At 72.4% G+C, this 16,039-nt stretch carries 19 protein-coding genes; 3 read left to right on the top strand and 16 right to left on the bottom strand.

Annotated features, from left to right (window positions below; genetic code table 11):
- Positions 1 to 35: 35 nt before the first annotated feature.
- From FHX46_RS15485 to FHX46_RS15540, 12 genes are all read right to left on the bottom strand, one after another.
- Positions 36 to 899, bottom strand: coding sequence for a mechanosensitive ion channel family protein (locus tag FHX46_RS15485; protein ID WP_243871277.1), 864 nt, complete (start codon positions 897 to 899; stop codon positions 36 to 38).
- 327 nt (positions 900 to 1,226) lie between these two features.
- Positions 1,227 to 1,517 carry a gas vesicle protein K gene (locus FHX46_RS15490; protein ID WP_167115026.1) on the bottom strand — a complete coding sequence of 97 codons (291 nt, stop codon included), beginning with the start codon at positions 1,515 to 1,517 and terminating at the stop codon, positions 1,227 to 1,229.
- Positions 1,510 to 1,701, bottom strand: a complete 192-nt coding sequence (locus tag FHX46_RS15495; protein WP_167096411.1) for a gas vesicle protein — start codon at positions 1,699 to 1,701, stop codon at positions 1,510 to 1,512. The genes FHX46_RS15490 and FHX46_RS15495 overlap by 8 nt, the downstream gene beginning before the upstream one ends.
- On the bottom strand, positions 1,698 to 2,459 hold the full coding sequence (locus FHX46_RS15500) for a GvpL/GvpF family gas vesicle protein (RefSeq protein ID WP_167115028.1): 762 nt from the start codon (positions 2,457 to 2,459) through the stop codon (positions 1,698 to 1,700). The genes FHX46_RS15495 and FHX46_RS15500 overlap by 4 nt, the downstream gene beginning before the upstream one ends.
- Positions 2,452 to 2,826 (bottom strand): gas vesicle protein, encoded by a 375-nt coding sequence (locus tag FHX46_RS15505; RefSeq protein ID WP_167115031.1) that lies wholly within the window; start codon positions 2,824 to 2,826, stop codon positions 2,452 to 2,454. The genes FHX46_RS15500 and FHX46_RS15505 overlap by 8 nt, the downstream gene beginning before the upstream one ends.
- Position 2,827: 1 nt before the next feature.
- On the bottom strand, positions 2,828 to 3,127 hold the full coding sequence (locus FHX46_RS15510; protein ID WP_167115035.1) for a gas vesicle protein GvpO: 300 nt from the start codon (positions 3,125 to 3,127) through the stop codon (positions 2,828 to 2,830).
- Positions 3,128 to 3,133: 6 nt separating this feature from the next.
- Positions 3,134 to 3,376: a gas vesicle protein GvpG gene (locus FHX46_RS15515; protein WP_167115038.1), complete on the bottom strand. Its 243-nt coding sequence runs from the start codon at positions 3,374 to 3,376 to the stop codon at positions 3,134 to 3,136.
- A gap of 3 nt (positions 3,377 to 3,379) precedes the next feature.
- Positions 3,380 to 4,171 carry a GvpL/GvpF family gas vesicle protein gene (locus tag FHX46_RS15520; protein WP_167115041.1) on the bottom strand — a complete coding sequence of 264 codons (792 nt, stop codon included), beginning with the start codon at positions 4,169 to 4,171 and terminating at the stop codon, positions 3,380 to 3,382.
- A gap of 2 nt (positions 4,172 to 4,173) precedes the next feature.
- Positions 4,174 to 4,572 (bottom strand): gas vesicle protein GvpJ, encoded by a 399-nt coding sequence (gene gvpJ / locus FHX46_RS15525; RefSeq protein WP_167115044.1) that lies wholly within the window; start codon positions 4,570 to 4,572, stop codon positions 4,174 to 4,176.
- The gene (locus tag FHX46_RS15530) at positions 4,569 to 5,606 is read right to left on the bottom strand and encodes an SRPBCC family protein (RefSeq protein ID WP_167115047.1); all 1,038 of its coding nucleotides are present in this window, start codon (positions 5,604 to 5,606) and stop codon (positions 4,569 to 4,571) included. Before FHX46_RS15530 ends, gvpJ begins: the two co-directional genes overlap by 4 nt.
- A 5-nt stretch (positions 5,607 to 5,611) precedes the next feature.
- The gene (locus FHX46_RS15535) at positions 5,612 to 6,199 is read right to left on the bottom strand and encodes a hypothetical protein (protein WP_167115050.1); all 588 of its coding nucleotides are present in this window, start codon (positions 6,197 to 6,199) and stop codon (positions 5,612 to 5,614) included.
- Positions 6,200 to 6,468: 269 nt separating this feature from the next.
- The gene (locus tag FHX46_RS15540; RefSeq protein WP_167115053.1) at positions 6,469 to 7,716 is read right to left on the bottom strand and encodes an MFS transporter; all 1,248 of its coding nucleotides are present in this window, start codon (positions 7,714 to 7,716) and stop codon (positions 6,469 to 6,471) included.
- Between the two features lie 90 nt (positions 7,717 to 7,806).
- Between FHX46_RS15540 and FHX46_RS15545 the strand changes: the two genes are divergently transcribed.
- Entirely contained in the window at positions 7,807 to 8,727 is a 921-nt protein-coding gene (locus tag FHX46_RS15545) for a LysR family transcriptional regulator (protein WP_167115055.1), read from the top strand.
- 72 nt (positions 8,728 to 8,799) lie between these two features.
- On the opposite strand, the gene FHX46_RS15550 is transcribed toward FHX46_RS15545, so the two are convergent.
- From FHX46_RS15550 to FHX46_RS15560, 3 genes are all read right to left on the bottom strand, one after another.
- A complete protein-coding gene (locus tag FHX46_RS15550; RefSeq protein WP_167115058.1) occupies positions 8,800 to 9,144 on the bottom strand; it encodes an MmcQ/YjbR family DNA-binding protein in 345 nt (114 codons plus the stop codon).
- A gap of 67 nt (positions 9,145 to 9,211) precedes the next feature.
- On the bottom strand, positions 9,212 to 11,167 hold the full coding sequence (glpK, locus tag FHX46_RS15555; protein ID WP_167115061.1) for a glycerol kinase GlpK: 1,956 nt from the start codon (positions 11,165 to 11,167) through the stop codon (positions 9,212 to 9,214).
- A 16-nt stretch (positions 11,168 to 11,183) separates the two neighbouring features.
- On the bottom strand, positions 11,184 to 11,945 hold the full coding sequence (locus FHX46_RS15560) for an IclR family transcriptional regulator (RefSeq protein ID WP_167115064.1): 762 nt from the start codon (positions 11,943 to 11,945) through the stop codon (positions 11,184 to 11,186).
- A 153-nt stretch (positions 11,946 to 12,098) separates the two neighbouring features.
- On the opposite strand from FHX46_RS15560, the gene FHX46_RS15565 reads away from it, so the two are divergent.
- Both FHX46_RS15565 and glpK (FHX46_RS15570) read left to right on the top strand, forming a co-directional pair.
- Complete coding sequence (locus tag FHX46_RS15565) at positions 12,099 to 12,914, top strand: MIP/aquaporin family protein (RefSeq protein WP_167096424.1); 816 nt, start codon at positions 12,099 to 12,101, stop codon at positions 12,912 to 12,914.
- Between the two features lie 17 nt (positions 12,915 to 12,931).
- Complete coding sequence (gene glpK / locus FHX46_RS15570) at positions 12,932 to 14,443, top strand: glycerol kinase GlpK (RefSeq protein WP_167115066.1); 1,512 nt, start codon at positions 12,932 to 12,934, stop codon at positions 14,441 to 14,443.
- 234 nt (positions 14,444 to 14,677) lie between these two features.
- Here glpK (FHX46_RS15570) and FHX46_RS15575 read toward each other — a convergent pair whose 3' ends face one another.
- Positions 14,678 to 15,901 carry an acetyl-CoA C-acetyltransferase gene (locus FHX46_RS15575; RefSeq protein ID WP_167115069.1) on the bottom strand — a complete coding sequence of 408 codons (1,224 nt, stop codon included), beginning with the start codon at positions 15,899 to 15,901 and terminating at the stop codon, positions 14,678 to 14,680.
- Positions 15,902 to 16,039: the final 138 nt, after the last annotated feature.

Consider the following 16,039-nt stretch of genomic DNA (forward strand, 5'->3'; position numbering starts at 1 on the left):
GGCCACCGGCGGCGGCCCTCCCGGTCCGGTCGCGGTCAGGACGGCGGCGTCCGGTCCGGCGGACGGGTCGTCGCGGTCGGCTCCCCCGACTCCCCCGACTTCCCCGACTCCACTGACGACGCTGACGACGCTGACTCCGCCCGCTCCCCCGGCGGTTCCGCGGCGTGCCGCGGTCCGCCCGCGGCGGCTTCCCGCTCCGCGTCCTCCCGTCCGCGCCGGTACGCCTCCCCCCGGCTGCGCATCGACGGGATCTCCTCCTCGGCCCGGTTGAGCCAGCGGTCCCAGCGTTGCTGCATCGGCCGCATCAGGCCACCGCCGGCGCCCACCACCAGCACGCCGCCCACGGTGGCGAGCACCGCGATCAGCACCGGCCCGGTGACCGTGGTGGCGACACCGATCTGGTTCAGCGCGGCGATCACCCCGAACGCGATGACGATCACCTGCACCGTCTTCGCGACCAGCGGCCCGTAGCTGAGGCCGCCCATGGCACCGCGGATGAGGTCGTGCAACGCGCTGGCCACCGCGGCCGCGACGACCACGATGACGATCGCCACGATGGCACGCGGCAGCCAGGCCACGATCGCGGCGAGGATGGCGCTGATCGGGTTGGGGCCGAACACACCGAAGGCCAGTTGCAGCGTGATCAGCAGAACCGCGTAGTACACGAGCGCGGCGAGCAGCCCGCTCGCGTCGTACCGGGATTGTTCCAGTGCCCGTTGCACACCACCGCGTTCCACGGCGCGGTCGAAGTGCAGCCGTTCCAGGACGACCTTCACCACCTTGCGCAGGGCGGTGGCGACGAGCCAGCCGATGATCAGGATGACGAGGAACACCGCGAACTTGGGCAGGAAGGTGATGACCTTGCCGACCGCGTCGTTCCAGAATTGGGTGACGTTCATGGTTCACCTCCAGGAGGTGGGGCGCGGTCCGGACCGGGTTCGCCGGTGGGGGCCGGGCCGGGAAGGGGCCGGCGCACGAGCTCGGGCCGGCCTCCGCCACGGCAGGCCGGCGGCCGGTGCGGCCCCGGGGTGTTGCCGGCGCGCGGCTGGGTCAGGATCTCGAAGCAGCCGGCGCCGCGGGTGCCGGTGTGCCCGGCGCCGCGGCGATCGCGGTGCCCGGCACCGGCGGCAGTGCTCTGATGGTTCCGGTCGTGGCCATCGCGACTCCACTGTTGCGGCGACGCTTTCCCGGACTACGCGGACATCCGGGACGACACGGTTGTCGGCTCACCTCCGTTCGGACAGCAACGGCCCGAGCGGGCCGAGATCGATGTTCAGCTCCTCCGGGGACAGCCCGAAATGCTCGCACAGTTCGTCCATGCGCTCCTCCAGCCGCATGAGCGTCAGACCGATCGCCTCGACCTGGTCGTCGGTCAGGTCGCCGCGGTCCACCCGGCGCAGCGCCTGCTTCTCCATGAGCTGGCGCAGCAGCTCCACCACCGTCAGCACGAGACTGACCAGACCCCGCTCCACCGACTCGGGGTCGCTGTCCACGCGGCGCTTCACGGGCTCAGTCATGGGCGGGCACCAGCGCGCTCACCGAGGACAGCAGGGTCCGCAGCGAGATGTGCACCAGGTCGACGTCGGCGATGGACAGGGTGATCTCGCCCGACACCACCACCCCGCCGGCGAGCACCCGGTCGAGCAGGTCGACCAGCGACACCGGCCGGTCGGCGACGGTCGCGGGAACCGGTTCGGTCATCGATCCTCCCAATCGGCGAAGGAGTACGGCGGCCACGGGCCGGTCAGCTGCACGCGCACCGCGGGACTGTCCTGGTCGCACGCGGCGACCGCCTCGGCGAACGCACGCGACCGGTCGTCGTCGACGAGGTAGGCGGCGTTGAGCACCATCTGCCCGCCGTGCCCGGACAGTTCCCTGCTCTGCGGTGGATGGGTGCGCGCGGCGGTGGCCAGCCCGGTCAGTCTGAAGTGGACCTTCCCGGCCTGTTCGACGGCGAGCCGTTCGGCCTCGGCCTGGGTGTCCCGTTCGGCGCGGCGGCGTGCGAGGTACGCCGCCCCGGCCCCTCGCCGGGACGGCGCCTCCTCGGTCCGCGGAACGGGCGGCGGCACGTCCACGAACGCCTTCACCCCCCATTCCGTGCGCCCGGCGACGCGATCCAGCGTGCGCCCGAACTCCTCCGCGCGTTCCTCGAGCACACCGCGCACCCCGTCGTCGTCGTGGTACACCGTCGCGAGCCGGATCGGCACCACCGGCCCGGTCCGCGCCACCGCCCCGATCACCGCGTCGTGCGCACGCGCGACGGCGCCGAGCCAGTCCAGGTCCTCGAGGTTGCGGTGCAGGGCCTGTTCGCCGAACGCGTCCAGCGGCACGTCGCCGACGACGGCCACCAGCCCGCCCGCCGCGACCGTGCGCACCGCTTCGCCGGCGACGCCGCGCTGCCCGCCGCCGCCCGCTTCCCGGGCCACGGCGTAGAGCCAGACGCCCCGTTCCTCACTCATCCGGCTCATCCGAGTCATCCACTGCATCCTCGATCTCGGCCCGGCTCCCGCCGGATTCCAGTTCCTCGACCCGGGCACGCAGCTCGCGGTTCTCGTTCTGCAGCCGGGTGGTGTCACCGGAGAGCCAGGGGTCGCTCTCCCACCAGTTGATCCCCACCTCCCTGGCGGTCTCCAGGGAGGCGATCACCAGGCGCAGCTTGATCGTCAGCAGCTCGATGTCGAGCAGGTTGACGCGGATGTCCCCGGCGATCACCAGCCCCTTGTCGAGCACCCGCTCCAGGATGTCGCCGAGATTGGAGGACTGGTGGTTTCCGGTGGACAGCGGGGCGCTCTGTCCCGGCGTGACGGCGGGCTGTCCCGCGACCATGTCAGGACACCCCGCTTCCGCTGCCGGCCCGGCCCCGGGAATAGCGTTTCGTGCGCCGGTAGGCGAGCAGTTCACCGTCGGTGCCGAGCTCCAGCTCGTAGAGCGCGAGCATGTCGGCCGACGACGGGATGCGCCGGTCCTCCAGCACCTCGACCTCGACGAGCCAGCCGTCCTCGATGGGCTCGACCGAGGTGACCGCCGCCGGATTCCTCGTGATCAGCTCGCCGGCGTGGGCCAGCGCCCGGGACGCCGCCTCCGGCGCCGACAGGACGCCGTCACCGGCTTCGTCGCGTGGAGCCATCGACGGTCACCTCTCCTCGCTCGCCTCCGACACGTCCAGCCGTCGCAGCACCTGTTGCTGGATCGCGGCTTCCTCCTCCGCCGAGATCTCCCCGGCGGCGCGTTTCTCCTCGGCCTCCTCCAGTTCCCGGCGGATCGAAGCCGGTGCCGCGACCTCCTCCTCGACCCGGCGGCGGATCAGCTCGCCGAGCGAGATCACGCCGCGCACCGGCAGCAACGGCAGGCCGAGGATTCCGGACAGCAGACCCATCGGCTACGCCCCCGGCCGTTGCGTGACGACGAAGTCGTACGCCGCCAGCGGTCCGAGCAGGCGCATGTCGACGCGGCCCGACCACTCCTCGGCGATGCGGTCGACCACGTCCTCCAGGTCGGACTGCTTCGCGGTCTCGGCGAGACACGCGACGTGCACGGCGTCCTCCTCGTGGGTGGGCTCCCGCACGGCGATCTGGGCGCCGAGTTCGGACAGCGCGTCGACCACCTTCGCCGTGTCGGCCTCGCGCCTGGCCGCGATGGCGTTGCCGATCCCCTCGCCCAGCGCCATCCGCTCGTTGCGGGTGGCCTCCTCCGGCTTGCCCCGGATCGCCTCGCGCAACTGGGACAACCGTTCGTCGGACTCGAGGATCTCGCGGAGGATGGCCTGCTCCACGTAGCGGGCCTTGATGACGTACTCGGCCTTGCCCTCGAGCTGGTCGAGCGCTGCGGCGAAGTCGTCGTGGTTCTGCTCCAGCAGTTCCGTGCGCACCGCGTCCTCGTCGGCGACCACCGCACCGAACCGCAACGGCAGCACCGGCACCTCGGCGGCCGCCGCGTCGAGCAGCGCGGCGTGCGCGGTGAGGTCCTCCGGCCGCCCGAGCGGCTTGTCGCGCGGGATCTCGCTGATCAGGGCGGCGACGCGGTCGTGCTTGACCGCCCTGATCTCGGCCGGCGGGTCGCCCACGCCGCGGGCCTCGGGGTCGGTCTCCACGTCGGCGGGCACCATGCCGTACACGTAGACGACCGTCTCCCGGTCCTGCTGCTGCTCCTGGGGCTCCGGCTCGTCGGCCATCGTCACGCACCGCCCTTCCGGCGCCCGGCGCGCTCCTGCTGCGGGTCCTCGCCGAGGATGTCCCGCAGCTTCTCACCGGCGGCTTCGAGTGCACCCCGGGTCTTCGCCTTCGAGCCACCGGAGGTCACGTCCTCCAGCAGGTCGGGCAGTCCCTTCTGCTCGGTGTCGGAGATCTCGAGCCGGTTGACCGCCTCGGCGAACCGCAGGTAGGTGTCCACACTGGCCACCACCACGCGCGCGTCGACGGTCAGCAGCTCGATCCCGACCAGCGACACCCGCACGTAGGCGTCGATGACCAGCCCCTTGTCCAGGATCGTGTCGATCACGTCGGCGAGGCTGCTGGAGCTGGGCCCGCCCAGACCTCCGCCACCACCGCCGGACGGCTGAATCGCTGTCGTCATCGCCTGCTGCCCCTCCCCCGGCCGGCCGCCGCGCGCACACGGGGCCGCCGTTCGGGTTGTTCCTCGTCCTCGCCGGCTTCCTCGGGTTCCTCGTCCTCGGATTCCTCGTCGCCGGCCTCGTCCTCGTCGCGTCCGCGTTCGTCCTCTTCGGACTCCGGTTCCTCCTCGCCGGTGTCGGGTTCCTCCTCCTCGGTGTCCTGGACCTGGCCGTCGTGGATCTCGCCGTGCCAGCCCTGGATGTCGTCGGGGTGCAGCACCGCCTCGGTCATCACGTACCGCTGGAAGTGCTTGAGCTCCAGCCGGGCGCGCCGGCCCTGGGCGCGCCAGATGTTGCCGGTGCGCTCGAACAGGCCCTGCGGGTGGTATTCCAGGACGACCACGACCCGGGTCAGGTCCGGGGTGAGCTCGTGGAAGGTGACGGCGCCGTCGACGTGCCCCTTCGCGCCCTTGGAGCGCCACACGATGCGCTCGTTGGGCACCTGTTCCAGGATCGTGGCCTCCCAGGTGCGATGCGACCAGAAGACCTGGGCCTTCCACTCCAGCTTCTCGTCGCTGACCTGCTCGACGTTCTCAACCTTCTTCATGAAGTGCGGGAAGTCGGTGAAGCGGGTCCACTGGTCGTAGACCAGGTCGATCGGGGCGCCGACGTCGATCTGCTCGACGATGTTGGTGACCTTGATCTTGCCGCCCTTGCCCCCGCCGCCGGTGAGGGCGTCCTTGACCTTGTCCATGAGGCCGCTCATCCCGCCCTTGACGGCGCCCATCATCGCCTGCCGCTTGATGCTGGGCTTGCCGCCGGTGACGGCTTCCAGCAGGCCGCCGCCGTCCCCGCCGCCGGAGGCGTAGTCCTGCAGGCGGCCGGAGGTCGACATGATCTTGTTCGCCAGCGCGGTGGACGCGCGGCTGGTCGCGGCTCCGGCCAGCTTGCGCACCGCGTCGCCGAGCTCACCGGACGGTTTGGTCGCGGTGTCGGCCACGCCGGAGACGGTGTCGGTGGCCTTGCCGAGGGTCTTCCTGATCTGGTCGGTGGCCATGGTGCTCACCTCCGGGCCCGGCGGACCGGGGTGCGTCCGGTGGATGCCCGGGTGCTGCGGCGGGCCCGCGTGGGCGCGGGCTGGGAGCCCTCGTCCTCATCGCCCCCCGTGCGCCGGCGGGTGGCGGTGCGGCGCGCCCGGGGCGGCCGCTGCGGCTCCTCCTCGTCCTCCTCCGGTTCTTCCGCGGACTCTTCTTCGGGCTCTTCGGACTCTTCGCTGTCGACGTCCGCGGACCGGTCCTCGGTCTCGCCGGTCTCGTCCGGTTCTTCCTCGTCGGTGCGCTCCGAGCGGGACGAGGACTTGCCGCCCTCCTGGAGACGCTCGGTGAGGGACTCGATCCGCTGGGACGCCGCCGTCACCGCGGCCGCCTTCGCAGCATTGATCAGCTGGTCGCGGGCGACGCCGGTCAGTTGCGAAAGCTCCGGCGTCTCGCCGAGCTTGCCGAGGCCCTGTTGCAGCAGTTTCCCAGGCGTGACACCGGTCTTGCCGGTCGCGCCCGCGGCCGCGATCATCAGCGCCAGGCGCATCTTCTTGCTGCGTCCCAGCAGATAACCGAGCCCGACACCGGCGGCGACACGTGCTCCTGCCTTCATTCGTTGTCCTCCTGACTCAGGCGATTGGCGAGTTCTGCCGACAACCCACGCGCCACCCCCCGAACATCTCGGGGCGAGCAGGATGTACCGCCCGAGGATCTACCCCATCGGGTGATCCGGAAAACCGTGCGAGCGCGAGAAAAATCAATTTCCGCGGTGCACCGGCAGGTCAAAAGCCACTAACCGGGACAACGCTAATTGCGGTGACCGAGCAATTACTACTCCCGCGTCAAAACAATGTTCATGCGGATTGCGCACAAGACTGTCGCTTATTTCGCGCCGCTCTTCTCCCCGGCGTTCACCTGCGTGGTGTCGAGGGCTTCCCGCGACGGCAGCAGGAGCGGCGTCGCGAGCAGCAGCACGCCGGCCAGGCCGAGCGCGGCGCGCTCACCGGTGACCTGCGCCAGCAGGCCCCACAGCAGCGTGGTCAGCGCGACGCCGGTGCTGGTGCTGACCGACCACGCCGTGAGCACCCGCGCGTGGCGGGCAGGATCGGTGACAGTGAGCCGGTACGCCGCGAGAACCGGGTTGACCAGGCTCGTGCACACGATCAGCGCGAACTGGGTGCTCATCACGAGCACCAGCCCGGCGGGTCCGGGCGGCACGAACGCGAGGCCAAGCGGCCAGCAGACGCGGAGCGCACCGAACACCCGCAGCACGGTGCCGTCGCCGTAGCGGCCGGCAACCCGGCGCGCCAGCCGCGACCCGACCAGCCCACCCAGGCACGGCACCGCGAACGCGAGCCCGTACTGCCAGGCGGGGAATCCCAGCCGGCCCATCATGAGCACCGACACGAGCGGTTCCGCGGCCATGATCAGCGCGTTGACCGCCACGGCGTTGACGAACAGCCGGCGCAAGGCGCGGTGCCCGAAGATGTGGTGCCAGCCCTCGGCGAGGTCGCGCCACCGGCGCGTGCCCGGCCGATCCGGCCGCCGCCGTTCCGGTTCCCGGATCGCGGCGACACCGAGCGCCGACAGGAGGTAGCTCAGCGCGTCGGCGAGCACCGTGGTCACCGGGCCGAACAGGCCGATCGCGGCGCCGCCCACGGGCGGGCCGACGACGGTGGCCGACCAGGTGGTGGACTCCAACCGGCTGCTCGCGACCAGCAGCGCGTCCGCGGGCACCAGGCTCCTCAGGTGGGCACCGCCGGCCGCGGTGAACGCGATCTTCGCCGCCCCGGACACCACGGCCACCACCAGCATCTGGGGGAAGGACAACACCCCCAGCCCGTAGGCCAGCGGGATCGACCCGAGCGCGGCGAACCGGACCACGTCCATCCCGATCATGACGGGGCGCTTGGCGCGGAACTCCATCCACGGCCCGAGCGGGACGGCCAGCAGCGCACCGATCGCCAGCCCGGATGCCGACAGCGCCGCCACCTCCGCCGGTCCGGCGTGCAGCACCTGGATGGCGATCACCGAGAACGCCCCGAACCCGAGGCCCGTCCCGTACGCGCTGACCGCGTACGCAGCCCACAACCACCCGAACGACCGCCCCAGCTTGACTCTGTTCCGCATGGGGGCAGGGAAACCGATCGGGTGGCGGCGCCACCAACAACGGACCGGGCGGCGTGTCACAACTTCCGGTTGTGCCAGTAGGTTCGTCCCGTGGATCTCGATGCGGTGCGCACCTTCGTCGCCGTCGCGGAGGCGGGCCAGTTCCAGGCCGCCGCCGACGAACTGGAGGTCACCCAGCAGGCCACCTCGAAACGGGTGGCGGCGCTGGAGCGGGATCTCGGGGTGCGGTTGTTCGCGCGCCTCGCGCGCGGTGCGCGGCTCACCGTGGACGGGCAGGCGCTGCTGCCGCACGCCCGCGAACTGCTGCGGGCCGCCGACCGGGTGCGGGCAGCGGTCACGCCGGGCCGCCGGGCCCTGCGGGTCGACGTGGTCGGCAAGCGCATCGCCCCGGCGAGCGCGCTGCACGACTTCTACCGGCAGCGCCCGGGCATCGAACTCGACGTGGTCACCCTCGCCGACGCCGCGGCCGCGCTGGCCGAGGTCGCCGCCGGTGCCGTGGACGCCACGTTCCGGTCGTTGCGCGAGATCGACCTGCCGCGCGGGCTCCGGGCGTCCCGGGTGATCGACGACCGGCACGAACTGCTTGTCGGGCCGCGGCATCCGCTGGCCGGCGCCACGTCGGTACGGCCGGCGGACCTGGCCGCGCACCCGATCTGGATGCCGGGCGTGACCGACCCGGAGCCGCTGGGTTACTACGCCGAGCTGGCTGCCGCGTTCGGGCTCCGCATCGACACCTCCGGGCCGAGTTTCGGGGTCGAGGCGATGCTCGCCGAGATCGCCGGCTCGGCGCGGCTGGCCACCTTCGTCGGCGCGGGCACGCGGTACCTGTGGCCGGAAAGCTACGACCTCCGCCGGATCCCCCTGGCCGGCCCGGCGCCGGTGTACCCGCTCAAGGTCATCTGGCGGGCGGACAACCGGCACCCCGTCCTCGCCGATTTCCTGGACTACCTGCACACCCGCTACCGCAGCGCCCCGCCCGGCGAGGTGTGGACCCCCGCCTGGGCCGGCTGAGTCCGCTCCGGGCGAGGCCGTGCGCACACCGCGGCCACCGTCCCCAGCCGGGGGGCCGGATCGACAGCCGCGCTACCCGGGCAGCGGCTGCTCCGCGGCGAGCTCCTCCGGCGCGGACAGCCGCCACGCCTCGTACACCAGCTCGGCGAGCTCGTCGGCATCGATGCCCGCCAGGTGGACCACGACCCAGCCGAACCCGCCCGCGGTGAACTGCTCCTCGAACACCTCCGGCCGCTCCGCGACGAGCGCCTGCTGCTCGAGCAGGGTCTGTTTCAGCCCGACGGTCTGCGTCCGCGGCCAGTAGTAGCCGAACCGTTTGCCGCGCACGCTGAACGACGTGTACTCGCCGCCCTGCGCGCGCTGCACCTCCGCCAGCGCCGCCACCACCCGGTGGAATTCCTCGCTGTCCACGCTCATCCCGCACCCCCGGTGTCCGGCCTCAGCCTAGCCACCGGGTACGACATTCCCGGGCGCGCCGACGGGGTCAGGACAGGTGAACCGGCGTGCCCGGCTCACGGCGGAGACCGCCGGCGCGGGCCTGGTCCACCCGGCGGGCGCGTTCGGCGGCGAACGCCCGGCCCAGGCCGAGCCGCTCCGCCGCGGTGGCGGTGCGCCGCAGCTGGTTGAGCAGCCCGCGTTCCTCAGCACGGATGTGCTCGTCCACCACGCGTTCCAGGCGCAGCAGCGCCTTCTCCGCGTCCACGTCCGCTCCGGTGCCGGTGAGCGTGAGCAGGTCGGTGAAAATGTCCACCCCGGCGCCGGCGGAACGCAGGACCCGCGACGTGGCGATGGCGTGCGCGGCGAGCAGCGCGGTCAGCTCGGCCACCAGCGCGCCGCGGTCGGCCTCGTCGTTGCGCAGTTCGCGGAACAGCTCCTCGAGACGGCGGTGATCGGCCTGCACGAGATCGATCACGTCGGTGCCGGGAGCGGCCGCCGGGGCCGGGCGGGTCCAGCCGAACGTCAGCCCCACCGCCTGCCGCCACTGCGCGTACTCCAGTTCGCGGCGGGCCGGGTCCATCTCCGGCAGCCACTGGCCGGCGCGGTGCCAGTTGCGCCGCAGCCCCTCCAGGTCCGGCCAGTACCCCACCGACAACCCCGCCGCGTAGGCGGCGCCGAGGGACACCGTCTCGGCGACCATCGGCCGCACCACCGGCACGTCCAGCACGTCGGCGACGAACTGCATGAGCAGGTTGTCCGCGGTCATCCCGCCGTCGACCCGCAGGGTGCTCAGCGTGAGACCGGAGTCGGCGTTCATCGCGTCCACCACCTCGCGGGTCTGCCACCCGGTCGCCTCCAGCACGGCCCTGGCGAGGTGCCCCTTGGTGATGTAGGACGTCAGGCCGGCGATGATCCCCCGCGCCTCGCTGTGCCAGTGCGGCGCGAACAACCCGGAGAACGCCGGCACGATGTAGCAGCCGCCGTTGTCGGAGACGGTGCGGGCCAGCGTTTCGATCTCCGGTGCGCTGCTGATCAGGCCCAGCCCGTCGCGGAACCATTGCACGAGCGAGCCGGTGACGGCCATCGAGCCCTCCAGCGCGTACACCGCGGGCTCGTCGCCGATGCGGAACCCGACCGTGGTGAGCATGCCGTGGGTGGAGGGCACCGGGGTGGTGCCGGTGTTGAGCAGCAGGAAACTACCGGTGCCGTAGGTGCACTTGGCCTCGCCGGGCGCGAAGCACGTCTGGCCGAACAACGCAGCCTGCTGGTCGCCCAGCGCGGCGGCGATCCGGATGCCCGGCGCCACGCGGGAGGTCGTGCCGTACACCTCGGTCGAGGGGCGGATCCGCGGCAGCATCGCGCGGGGCACGCCGAAGAACGCGAGCAGCTCGTCGTCCCAGGACAACGTGCGGAGGTTCATCAGCATCGTGCGGGAGGCGTTGGTGACGTCGGTGACGTGCACCCCGCCCTCGGGGCCGCCGGTGAGGTTCCAGATCAGCCAGCTCTCCAGCGTCCCGAACAGCACGTCGCCGCGCTCGGCGCGCTCCCGCAGCCCCGGGGTGCGCTCGAGCAGCCAGCGGATGCGCGGCGCCGAGAAGTAGGTGGCCAGTGGCAGCCCGCACAGCTCGCGGACGCGGGCGGCGCCGGGTTCCCGGGCGAGCTGCTCGACCACCGCGTCGGTGCGGGTGTCCTGCCAGACGATCGCCCGGCCCACCGGGAGACCGGTGTGCCGGTCCCACAGCACCGTCGTCTCGCGCTGGTTGGCGATGCCCAGCGCAGCGACCTGCCCCGGTTCGGCGCCCGCATCGGCCAGTGCCCGCGGCACGATCTTGGTCAGGTTGCGCCAGATCTCGGTGGCGTCGTGCTCGACCCAGCCGGGCTGCGGGAAGTGCTGCCGGTGCTCGCGCTGCGCCAGCGACACGAGCCGGCCGCGGGCGTCGAACAGGATGCACCGCGTGGACGTCGTGCCCTGGTCGATCGCCATCACGTAGCGCTGCACCATGACGGGCGGCCTCCTTTCACCGGGACGCGCCCAGGTCACGGGACACGGCCCGGGCGGCGTCGCGGACGTGTTCCACCAGCCGTGCTTTCGGGGTGCCGCTGGGCGCGCAGATCCGGTCCTCAGGCCCGGAGACGCCGATCGCCCCGACCACGATGCCGCCGTGCCCGCGCACGGGGGCCGCGATCCCGGCCTCGCCGGGCACCATCTCGCCGAGCTCGCCCGCCCAGCCGGCCCGGCGGACCTCGGCCAGGGCCCGGGCGAGCGCGGCCGGGGTGAGGGTGCGGCGGGTGTAGGGCTCCGGCTCGCGCGCCCGCCAGGAAGCGGTCAGGGTGGCGTCGTAGGCCAGCAGCACCTTGCCCAGCGCGGTCGCGTGCAGCGGCAGCTGGGCGCCGACGTCGAGGACCTGCGGGCTGTCGTCCGGGCGGAACACGTGGTGCACGACCAGGACACGACCGTCCCGCGGCACACCGATCCGCACGGCCTCGCCGCTGCGCGCCGCGAGCGCGTCGGCCCAGTTGATCGCGCGTGAGCGCAGCTCGTTGACGTCGAGGGGGGCGGAGCCGAGCTGCCGCAGGGCAGCGCCGAGCCGGTACTTGCCGGTGCCGCGGTCCTGTTCCACGAATCCGACACCGGTCAGCGTGCGCAGGATGCCGTGCACGGTGCCCTTGGCCAGCTCCAGCGACTCGGCGATCTCGACGACGCCCAGCCGGCCGGAGCCGCGCGCCAGCAGCCGCAGGACCGCGGCGGCGCGCTCGATGGACTGGATGGAACCGGGCACAGCCGGACCCTACCTCGCCGAATCTCATTCGACAATGTCGAAACGCTCGCTGGACTGTTCGACATTGTCGACCGCAAGGCGTTGCCCCGGTCACACCACCGGCCCTAGCTTCGCCTCACCACTGGGGGCAAAAGGTCCATTCTGGAGGAAGCAATGACGCGAAGCCTCAAGGCTCACGGGCTCGCCGGTGAGCTCGCCGCCGAGTTCGTGGGGACGATGATCCTCATCCTGTTCGGGGTCGGGGTGGTGGCCCAGGTGGTGGCCGCCGGGATCGGCGACCACGACAGCATCGCCTGGGCCTGGGGGCTCGGCGTCACGCTGGGTGTCTACGTGGCCTCCCGGATCAGCGGCGCGCACCTCAACCCGGCGATCACCGTCGCGCTCGCCGTGTTCCAGGGTTTCTCCTGGCGCAAGGTGGCCCCCTACGCCCTGGCCCAGACCGCCGGCGCGTTCGTCGCCGCGCTCCTGGTCCGCTGGAACTACACCGAGGTGCTGCACGCGGCCGACCCCGGCCTGACCATCAAGACGCAGGGCGTGTTCTCCACGCTGCCGGGCAACGGCTCGCTGCCGGTGGGCGAGTGGGGTGCGTTCCGGGACCAGATCATCGGCACCGCGATCCTGGCGCTGATCATCTTCGCCATCACCGACCTGCGCAACACCGCGCCCGCCGCCAACCTCGGCCCGGTGGTCGTCGGGTTCGGCGTGGTCGCCATCGGCATGGCCTGGGGCACCAACGCCGGGTACGCGATCAACCCGGCCCGCGACTTCGGCCCGCGCCTGATGTCCTGGCTCACCGGTTACGACACCGCCTGGAACGACCAGTACGGCAACTCGTACTGGTGGGTCCCGGTCCTCGCACCGGTGATCGGCGCCGTGCTCGGCGGCGCGCTGTACAAGTACCTGATCAGCCGCAACCTGCCCCGCACCGAGGACATCGGCCCCGCCAAGGCCCTCGAGCCGACGGCCTGACCGGGCCGGGAGCCACCATGCCGGACTTCGTCGGTGCCGTCGACCAGGGCACCACCAGCACCCGTTTCATGATCTTCGACCACGGCGGCGGCGAGATCGCCCGCCACCAGCTCGAGCACGACCAGATCCTGCCCCGGCCGGGCTGGGTCGAGCACAACCCGGTCGAGATCTGGGAGCGCACCCGGGCGGTGATCACCAGCGCGCTCACCCAGGCCGGCCTGACCGCGGCCGACCTGGCCGCGCTGGGCATCACCAACCAGCGCGAGACGACCGTCGTGTGGAACCGCCGCACCGGCCGCCCCTACGGCAACGCGATCGTGTGGCAGGACACCCGCACGGACCGGATCGCCTCCGCGCTGGAGCGCGGCGGCCAGGGCGAGGTCATCCGGCGCAAGGCGGGGCTGCCGCCCGCGACCTACTTCTCCGCCGGCAAGCTGCAATGGATCCTGGACAACGTGGAGGGGGTCCGCGCCGACGCGGAGAACGGCGACGCGCTGTTCGGCACCACCGATTCCTGGCTGATCTGGAACCTCACCGGCGGCACCGGCGGCGGCGTGCACGTCACGGACGTCACCAACGCCTCGCGCACCATGCTGATGGACCTGGAGACGCTGGACTGGGACGACGAGCTGCTGTCCTTCTTCGGCATCCCCCGGCGGATGCTGCCGGAGATCCGGCCGTCGTCGCACCACTTCGGCACCACCCGGGCGGACGGGCCGCTGGGCGGCGAGGTCGCCATCACCGGCGTCCTGGGCGACCAGCAGGCCGCCACGGTCGGGCAGGTGTGCTTCCGGCCGGGCTCGGCCAAGAACACCTACGGCACCGGCAACTTCCTGCTGCTCAACACCGGCCCCGAGCTGGTCCGGTCGAAGCACGGACTGCTCACCACGGTGTGCTACCAGTTCGGCGACGCCAAGCCGGTGTACGCGCTCGAGGGCTCGATCGCGGTCACCGGGTCGGCCGTGCAGTGGCTGCGCGACCAGCTCGGCATCATCAGCGGCGCGGCGCAGAGCGAGAGCCTGGCCCGGCAGGTCGCCGACAACGGCGGGATCTACTTCGTCCCGGCGTTCTCCGGCCTGTTCGCGCCCTACTGGCGCTCGGACGCGCGCGGCGCGATCGTCGGCCTGACCCGCGCCACCACGAACGCCCACCTGGCGCGCGCGACCCTGGAATCGATCTGCTACCAGACGCGCGACGTCGTGGAGGCCATGCAGAACGACTCCGGCGTGCCGCTGGACGTGCTGCGCGTGGACGGCGGTGTCACCGCGAACGAGCTGTGCATGCAGCTTCAGGCGGACATCCTCGGGGTGCCGGTGTCCCGGCCGGTGGTGGCCGAGACCACGGCCCTGGGTGCCGCCTACGCGGCCGGGCTCGCCACCGGGTTCTGGCGGTCCACCGACGAGCTGGAACAGAACTGGAACGAGGACCGGCGCTGGGAGCCGTCGTGGAGCGACGACCGGCGCGCCGAGGGGTACGCCGGCTGGCAGAAGGCGGTCGGCCGCACCCTCGACTGGGTCGACGTCGGGTAGGCCCCCGCGGCGCAGTGAACACGGCGCAGTGAACACGGCGCAGTGACACGGCGCGGTGCGCACGAGGAGAGCCGTGCCCCAGCCCCTGTCCCCCGGTTACCGCGGCGACGCGCTGCCCGGCTGAGGCCGTCGCGGTCCCGGGTGATCCCGCTGGGGGTGGGATCACCCGGACGGCGGTCCCACCGTGCCGCCGGGCCGGTTCGCGGGCTCGCCCCGGCGGGCACGCGTGCCGCGTCAGGCGATGCGCTCGAAGACCGCCGCGAGGCCCTGCCCACCGCCGATGCACATCGTCTCCAGGCCGTAGCGGGCCTCGCGCCGGGTCATCTCCCGGGCCAGCGTGGCGAGGATCCGCGCACCGGTCGCCCCGACCGGGTGCCCCAGCGACACGCCGGAACCGTTGACGTTGAGCCGTTCGTGGTCGGCGTCGGTCAGGCCGAGCGCCCGCGTGCACGCCAGCACCTGCGCGGCGAACGCCTCGTTCAGCTCGATGAGGTCGATCTCGGCCAGCGTCAGGCCCGCCTTGGCCAGGGCTGCCCTGGTCGCGGGCACCGGGCCGATCCCCATCGTCTCGGCAGGCACCCCGGCACGGGCGAAGGACACCAGGCGCACCAGCGGGCGCAGGCCCAGCTTCTCGGCGGTCGCGGCGCTGGTGACCAGGCACGCGGCGGCCGCGTCGTTCTGGCCGCTGGCGTTGCCCGCGGTCACCGTCGCATCGGGATCGGTGCGGATCATCACCGGCGTCAGCTTCGCCAGGCCCTCCGCGGTGGTGTCCGGTCGCGGGTGCTCGTCGGCCTCGACGACCGTCCGGCCCTTGCGCGTCTGCACCGTCACCGGAACGATCTCCTCGGCGAACAGCCCGTTCTCCATCGCCCGGGCGGCCCGCTGCTGCGAGGCCAGGGCGAGTGCGTCCTGGTCCTCGCGGGAGATGCCGTACTCCCGGCGCAGGTTCTCGGCGGTCTCGATCATCCCGCCCGGGATCGGGTGGTGCACGCCGCCCGCGGTGGCGCGGCCCCGCGCCAGCGAGTCGTGCAGCTGCAGGCCCGGGCCCTTGATCCCCCACCGGCCCTCGTGCGTGTAGTAGGGCGCGGCGCTCATCACCTCGGCGCCGCCGGCCAGGACCACCTCGCTGAACCCGGCGCGGATCTGCATCGCGGCGTCGAGCACGGCCTGCAGGCCGGACCCGCACCGCCGGTCGATCTGGATGCCGGTCACCGTGTCCGGCAGACCCGCGTCCAGCGCCGCGACGCGGCCGATCGCCGGCGCCTCCGACGTCGGGTAGGCGTGGCCGAGGATCACCTCGTCGACCCGGCCGGGGTCGATGCCGGTGCGTGTCACGACGGCGGACAGCACGTGCGCGGCGAGCGCCGCGGGGGTCTGGCCGGCCAGCGCGCCTCCGAACCGGCCGATCGGCGTGCGCAGCGGCTCGCAGATCACGACATCGACGGGCTGACCGGGCATCCGTGGTCCTTTCCGGGCGGGCAGGCTGACGGTTCGACCATCGCACTCCGGCACCATGATGTCCAATATCCGATTCGCCACCGACTGAGACGACCGAGATCTCAGTCCGGGCCCCTGCCCGACACCATGGCCGGTCAC

It is taken from the genome of Amycolatopsis viridis (assembly GCF_011758765.1).
Lineage (GTDB): Bacteria > Actinomycetota > Actinomycetes > Mycobacteriales > Pseudonocardiaceae > Amycolatopsis_E > Amycolatopsis_E viridis.

What these genes read in the sequence shown, in the direction of transcription:
- FHX46_RS15485 (WP_243871277.1), bottom strand. Translation starts at nt 899, where the DNA reads ATGAACGTCACCCAATTCTGGAACGACGCGGTCGGCAAGGTCATCACC.
- FHX46_RS15490 (WP_167115026.1), bottom strand. Translation starts at nt 1,517, where the DNA reads ATGACTGAGCCCGTGAAGCGCCGCGTGGACAGCGACCCCGAGTCGGTG.
- FHX46_RS15495 (WP_167096411.1), bottom strand. Translation starts at nt 1,701, where the DNA reads ATGACCGAACCGGTTCCCGCGACCGTCGCCGACCGGCCGGTGTCGCTG.
- FHX46_RS15500 (WP_167115028.1), bottom strand. Translation starts at nt 2,459, where the DNA reads ATGAGTGAGGAACGGGGCGTCTGGCTCTACGCCGTGGCCCGGGAAGCG.
- FHX46_RS15505 (WP_167115031.1), bottom strand. Translation starts at nt 2,826, where the DNA reads ATGGTCGCGGGACAGCCCGCCGTCACGCCGGGACAGAGCGCCCCGCTG.
- FHX46_RS15510 (WP_167115035.1), bottom strand. Translation starts at nt 3,127, where the DNA reads ATGGCTCCACGCGACGAAGCCGGTGACGGCGTCCTGTCGGCGCCGGAG.
- FHX46_RS15515 (WP_167115038.1), bottom strand. Translation starts at nt 3,376, where the DNA reads ATGGGTCTGCTGTCCGGAATCCTCGGCCTGCCGTTGCTGCCGGTGCGC.
- FHX46_RS15520 (WP_167115041.1), bottom strand. Translation starts at nt 4,171, where the DNA reads ATGGCCGACGAGCCGGAGCCCCAGGAGCAGCAGCAGGACCGGGAGACG.
- gvpJ (WP_167115044.1), bottom strand. Translation starts at nt 4,572, where the DNA reads ATGACGACAGCGATTCAGCCGTCCGGCGGTGGTGGCGGAGGTCTGGGC.
- FHX46_RS15530 (WP_167115047.1), bottom strand. Translation starts at nt 5,606, where the DNA reads ATGGCCACCGACCAGATCAGGAAGACCCTCGGCAAGGCCACCGACACC.
- FHX46_RS15535 (WP_167115050.1), bottom strand. Translation starts at nt 6,199, where the DNA reads ATGAAGGCAGGAGCACGTGTCGCCGCCGGTGTCGGGCTCGGTTATCTG.
- FHX46_RS15540 (WP_167115053.1), bottom strand. Translation starts at nt 7,716, where the DNA reads ATGCGGAACAGAGTCAAGCTGGGGCGGTCGTTCGGGTGGTTGTGGGCT.
- FHX46_RS15550 (WP_167115058.1), bottom strand. Translation starts at nt 9,144, where the DNA reads ATGAGCGTGGACAGCGAGGAATTCCACCGGGTGGTGGCGGCGCTGGCG.
- glpK (WP_167115061.1), bottom strand. Translation starts at nt 11,167, where the DNA reads ATGGTGCAGCGCTACGTGATGGCGATCGACCAGGGCACGACGTCCACG.
- FHX46_RS15565 (WP_167096424.1), top strand. Translation starts at nt 12,099, where the DNA reads ATGACGCGAAGCCTCAAGGCTCACGGGCTCGCCGGTGAGCTCGCCGCC.
- glpK (WP_167115066.1), top strand. Translation starts at nt 12,932, where the DNA reads ATGCCGGACTTCGTCGGTGCCGTCGACCAGGGCACCACCAGCACCCGT.
- FHX46_RS15575 (WP_167115069.1), bottom strand. Translation starts at nt 15,901, where the DNA reads ATGCCCGGTCAGCCCGTCGATGTCGTGATCTGCGAGCCGCTGCGCACG.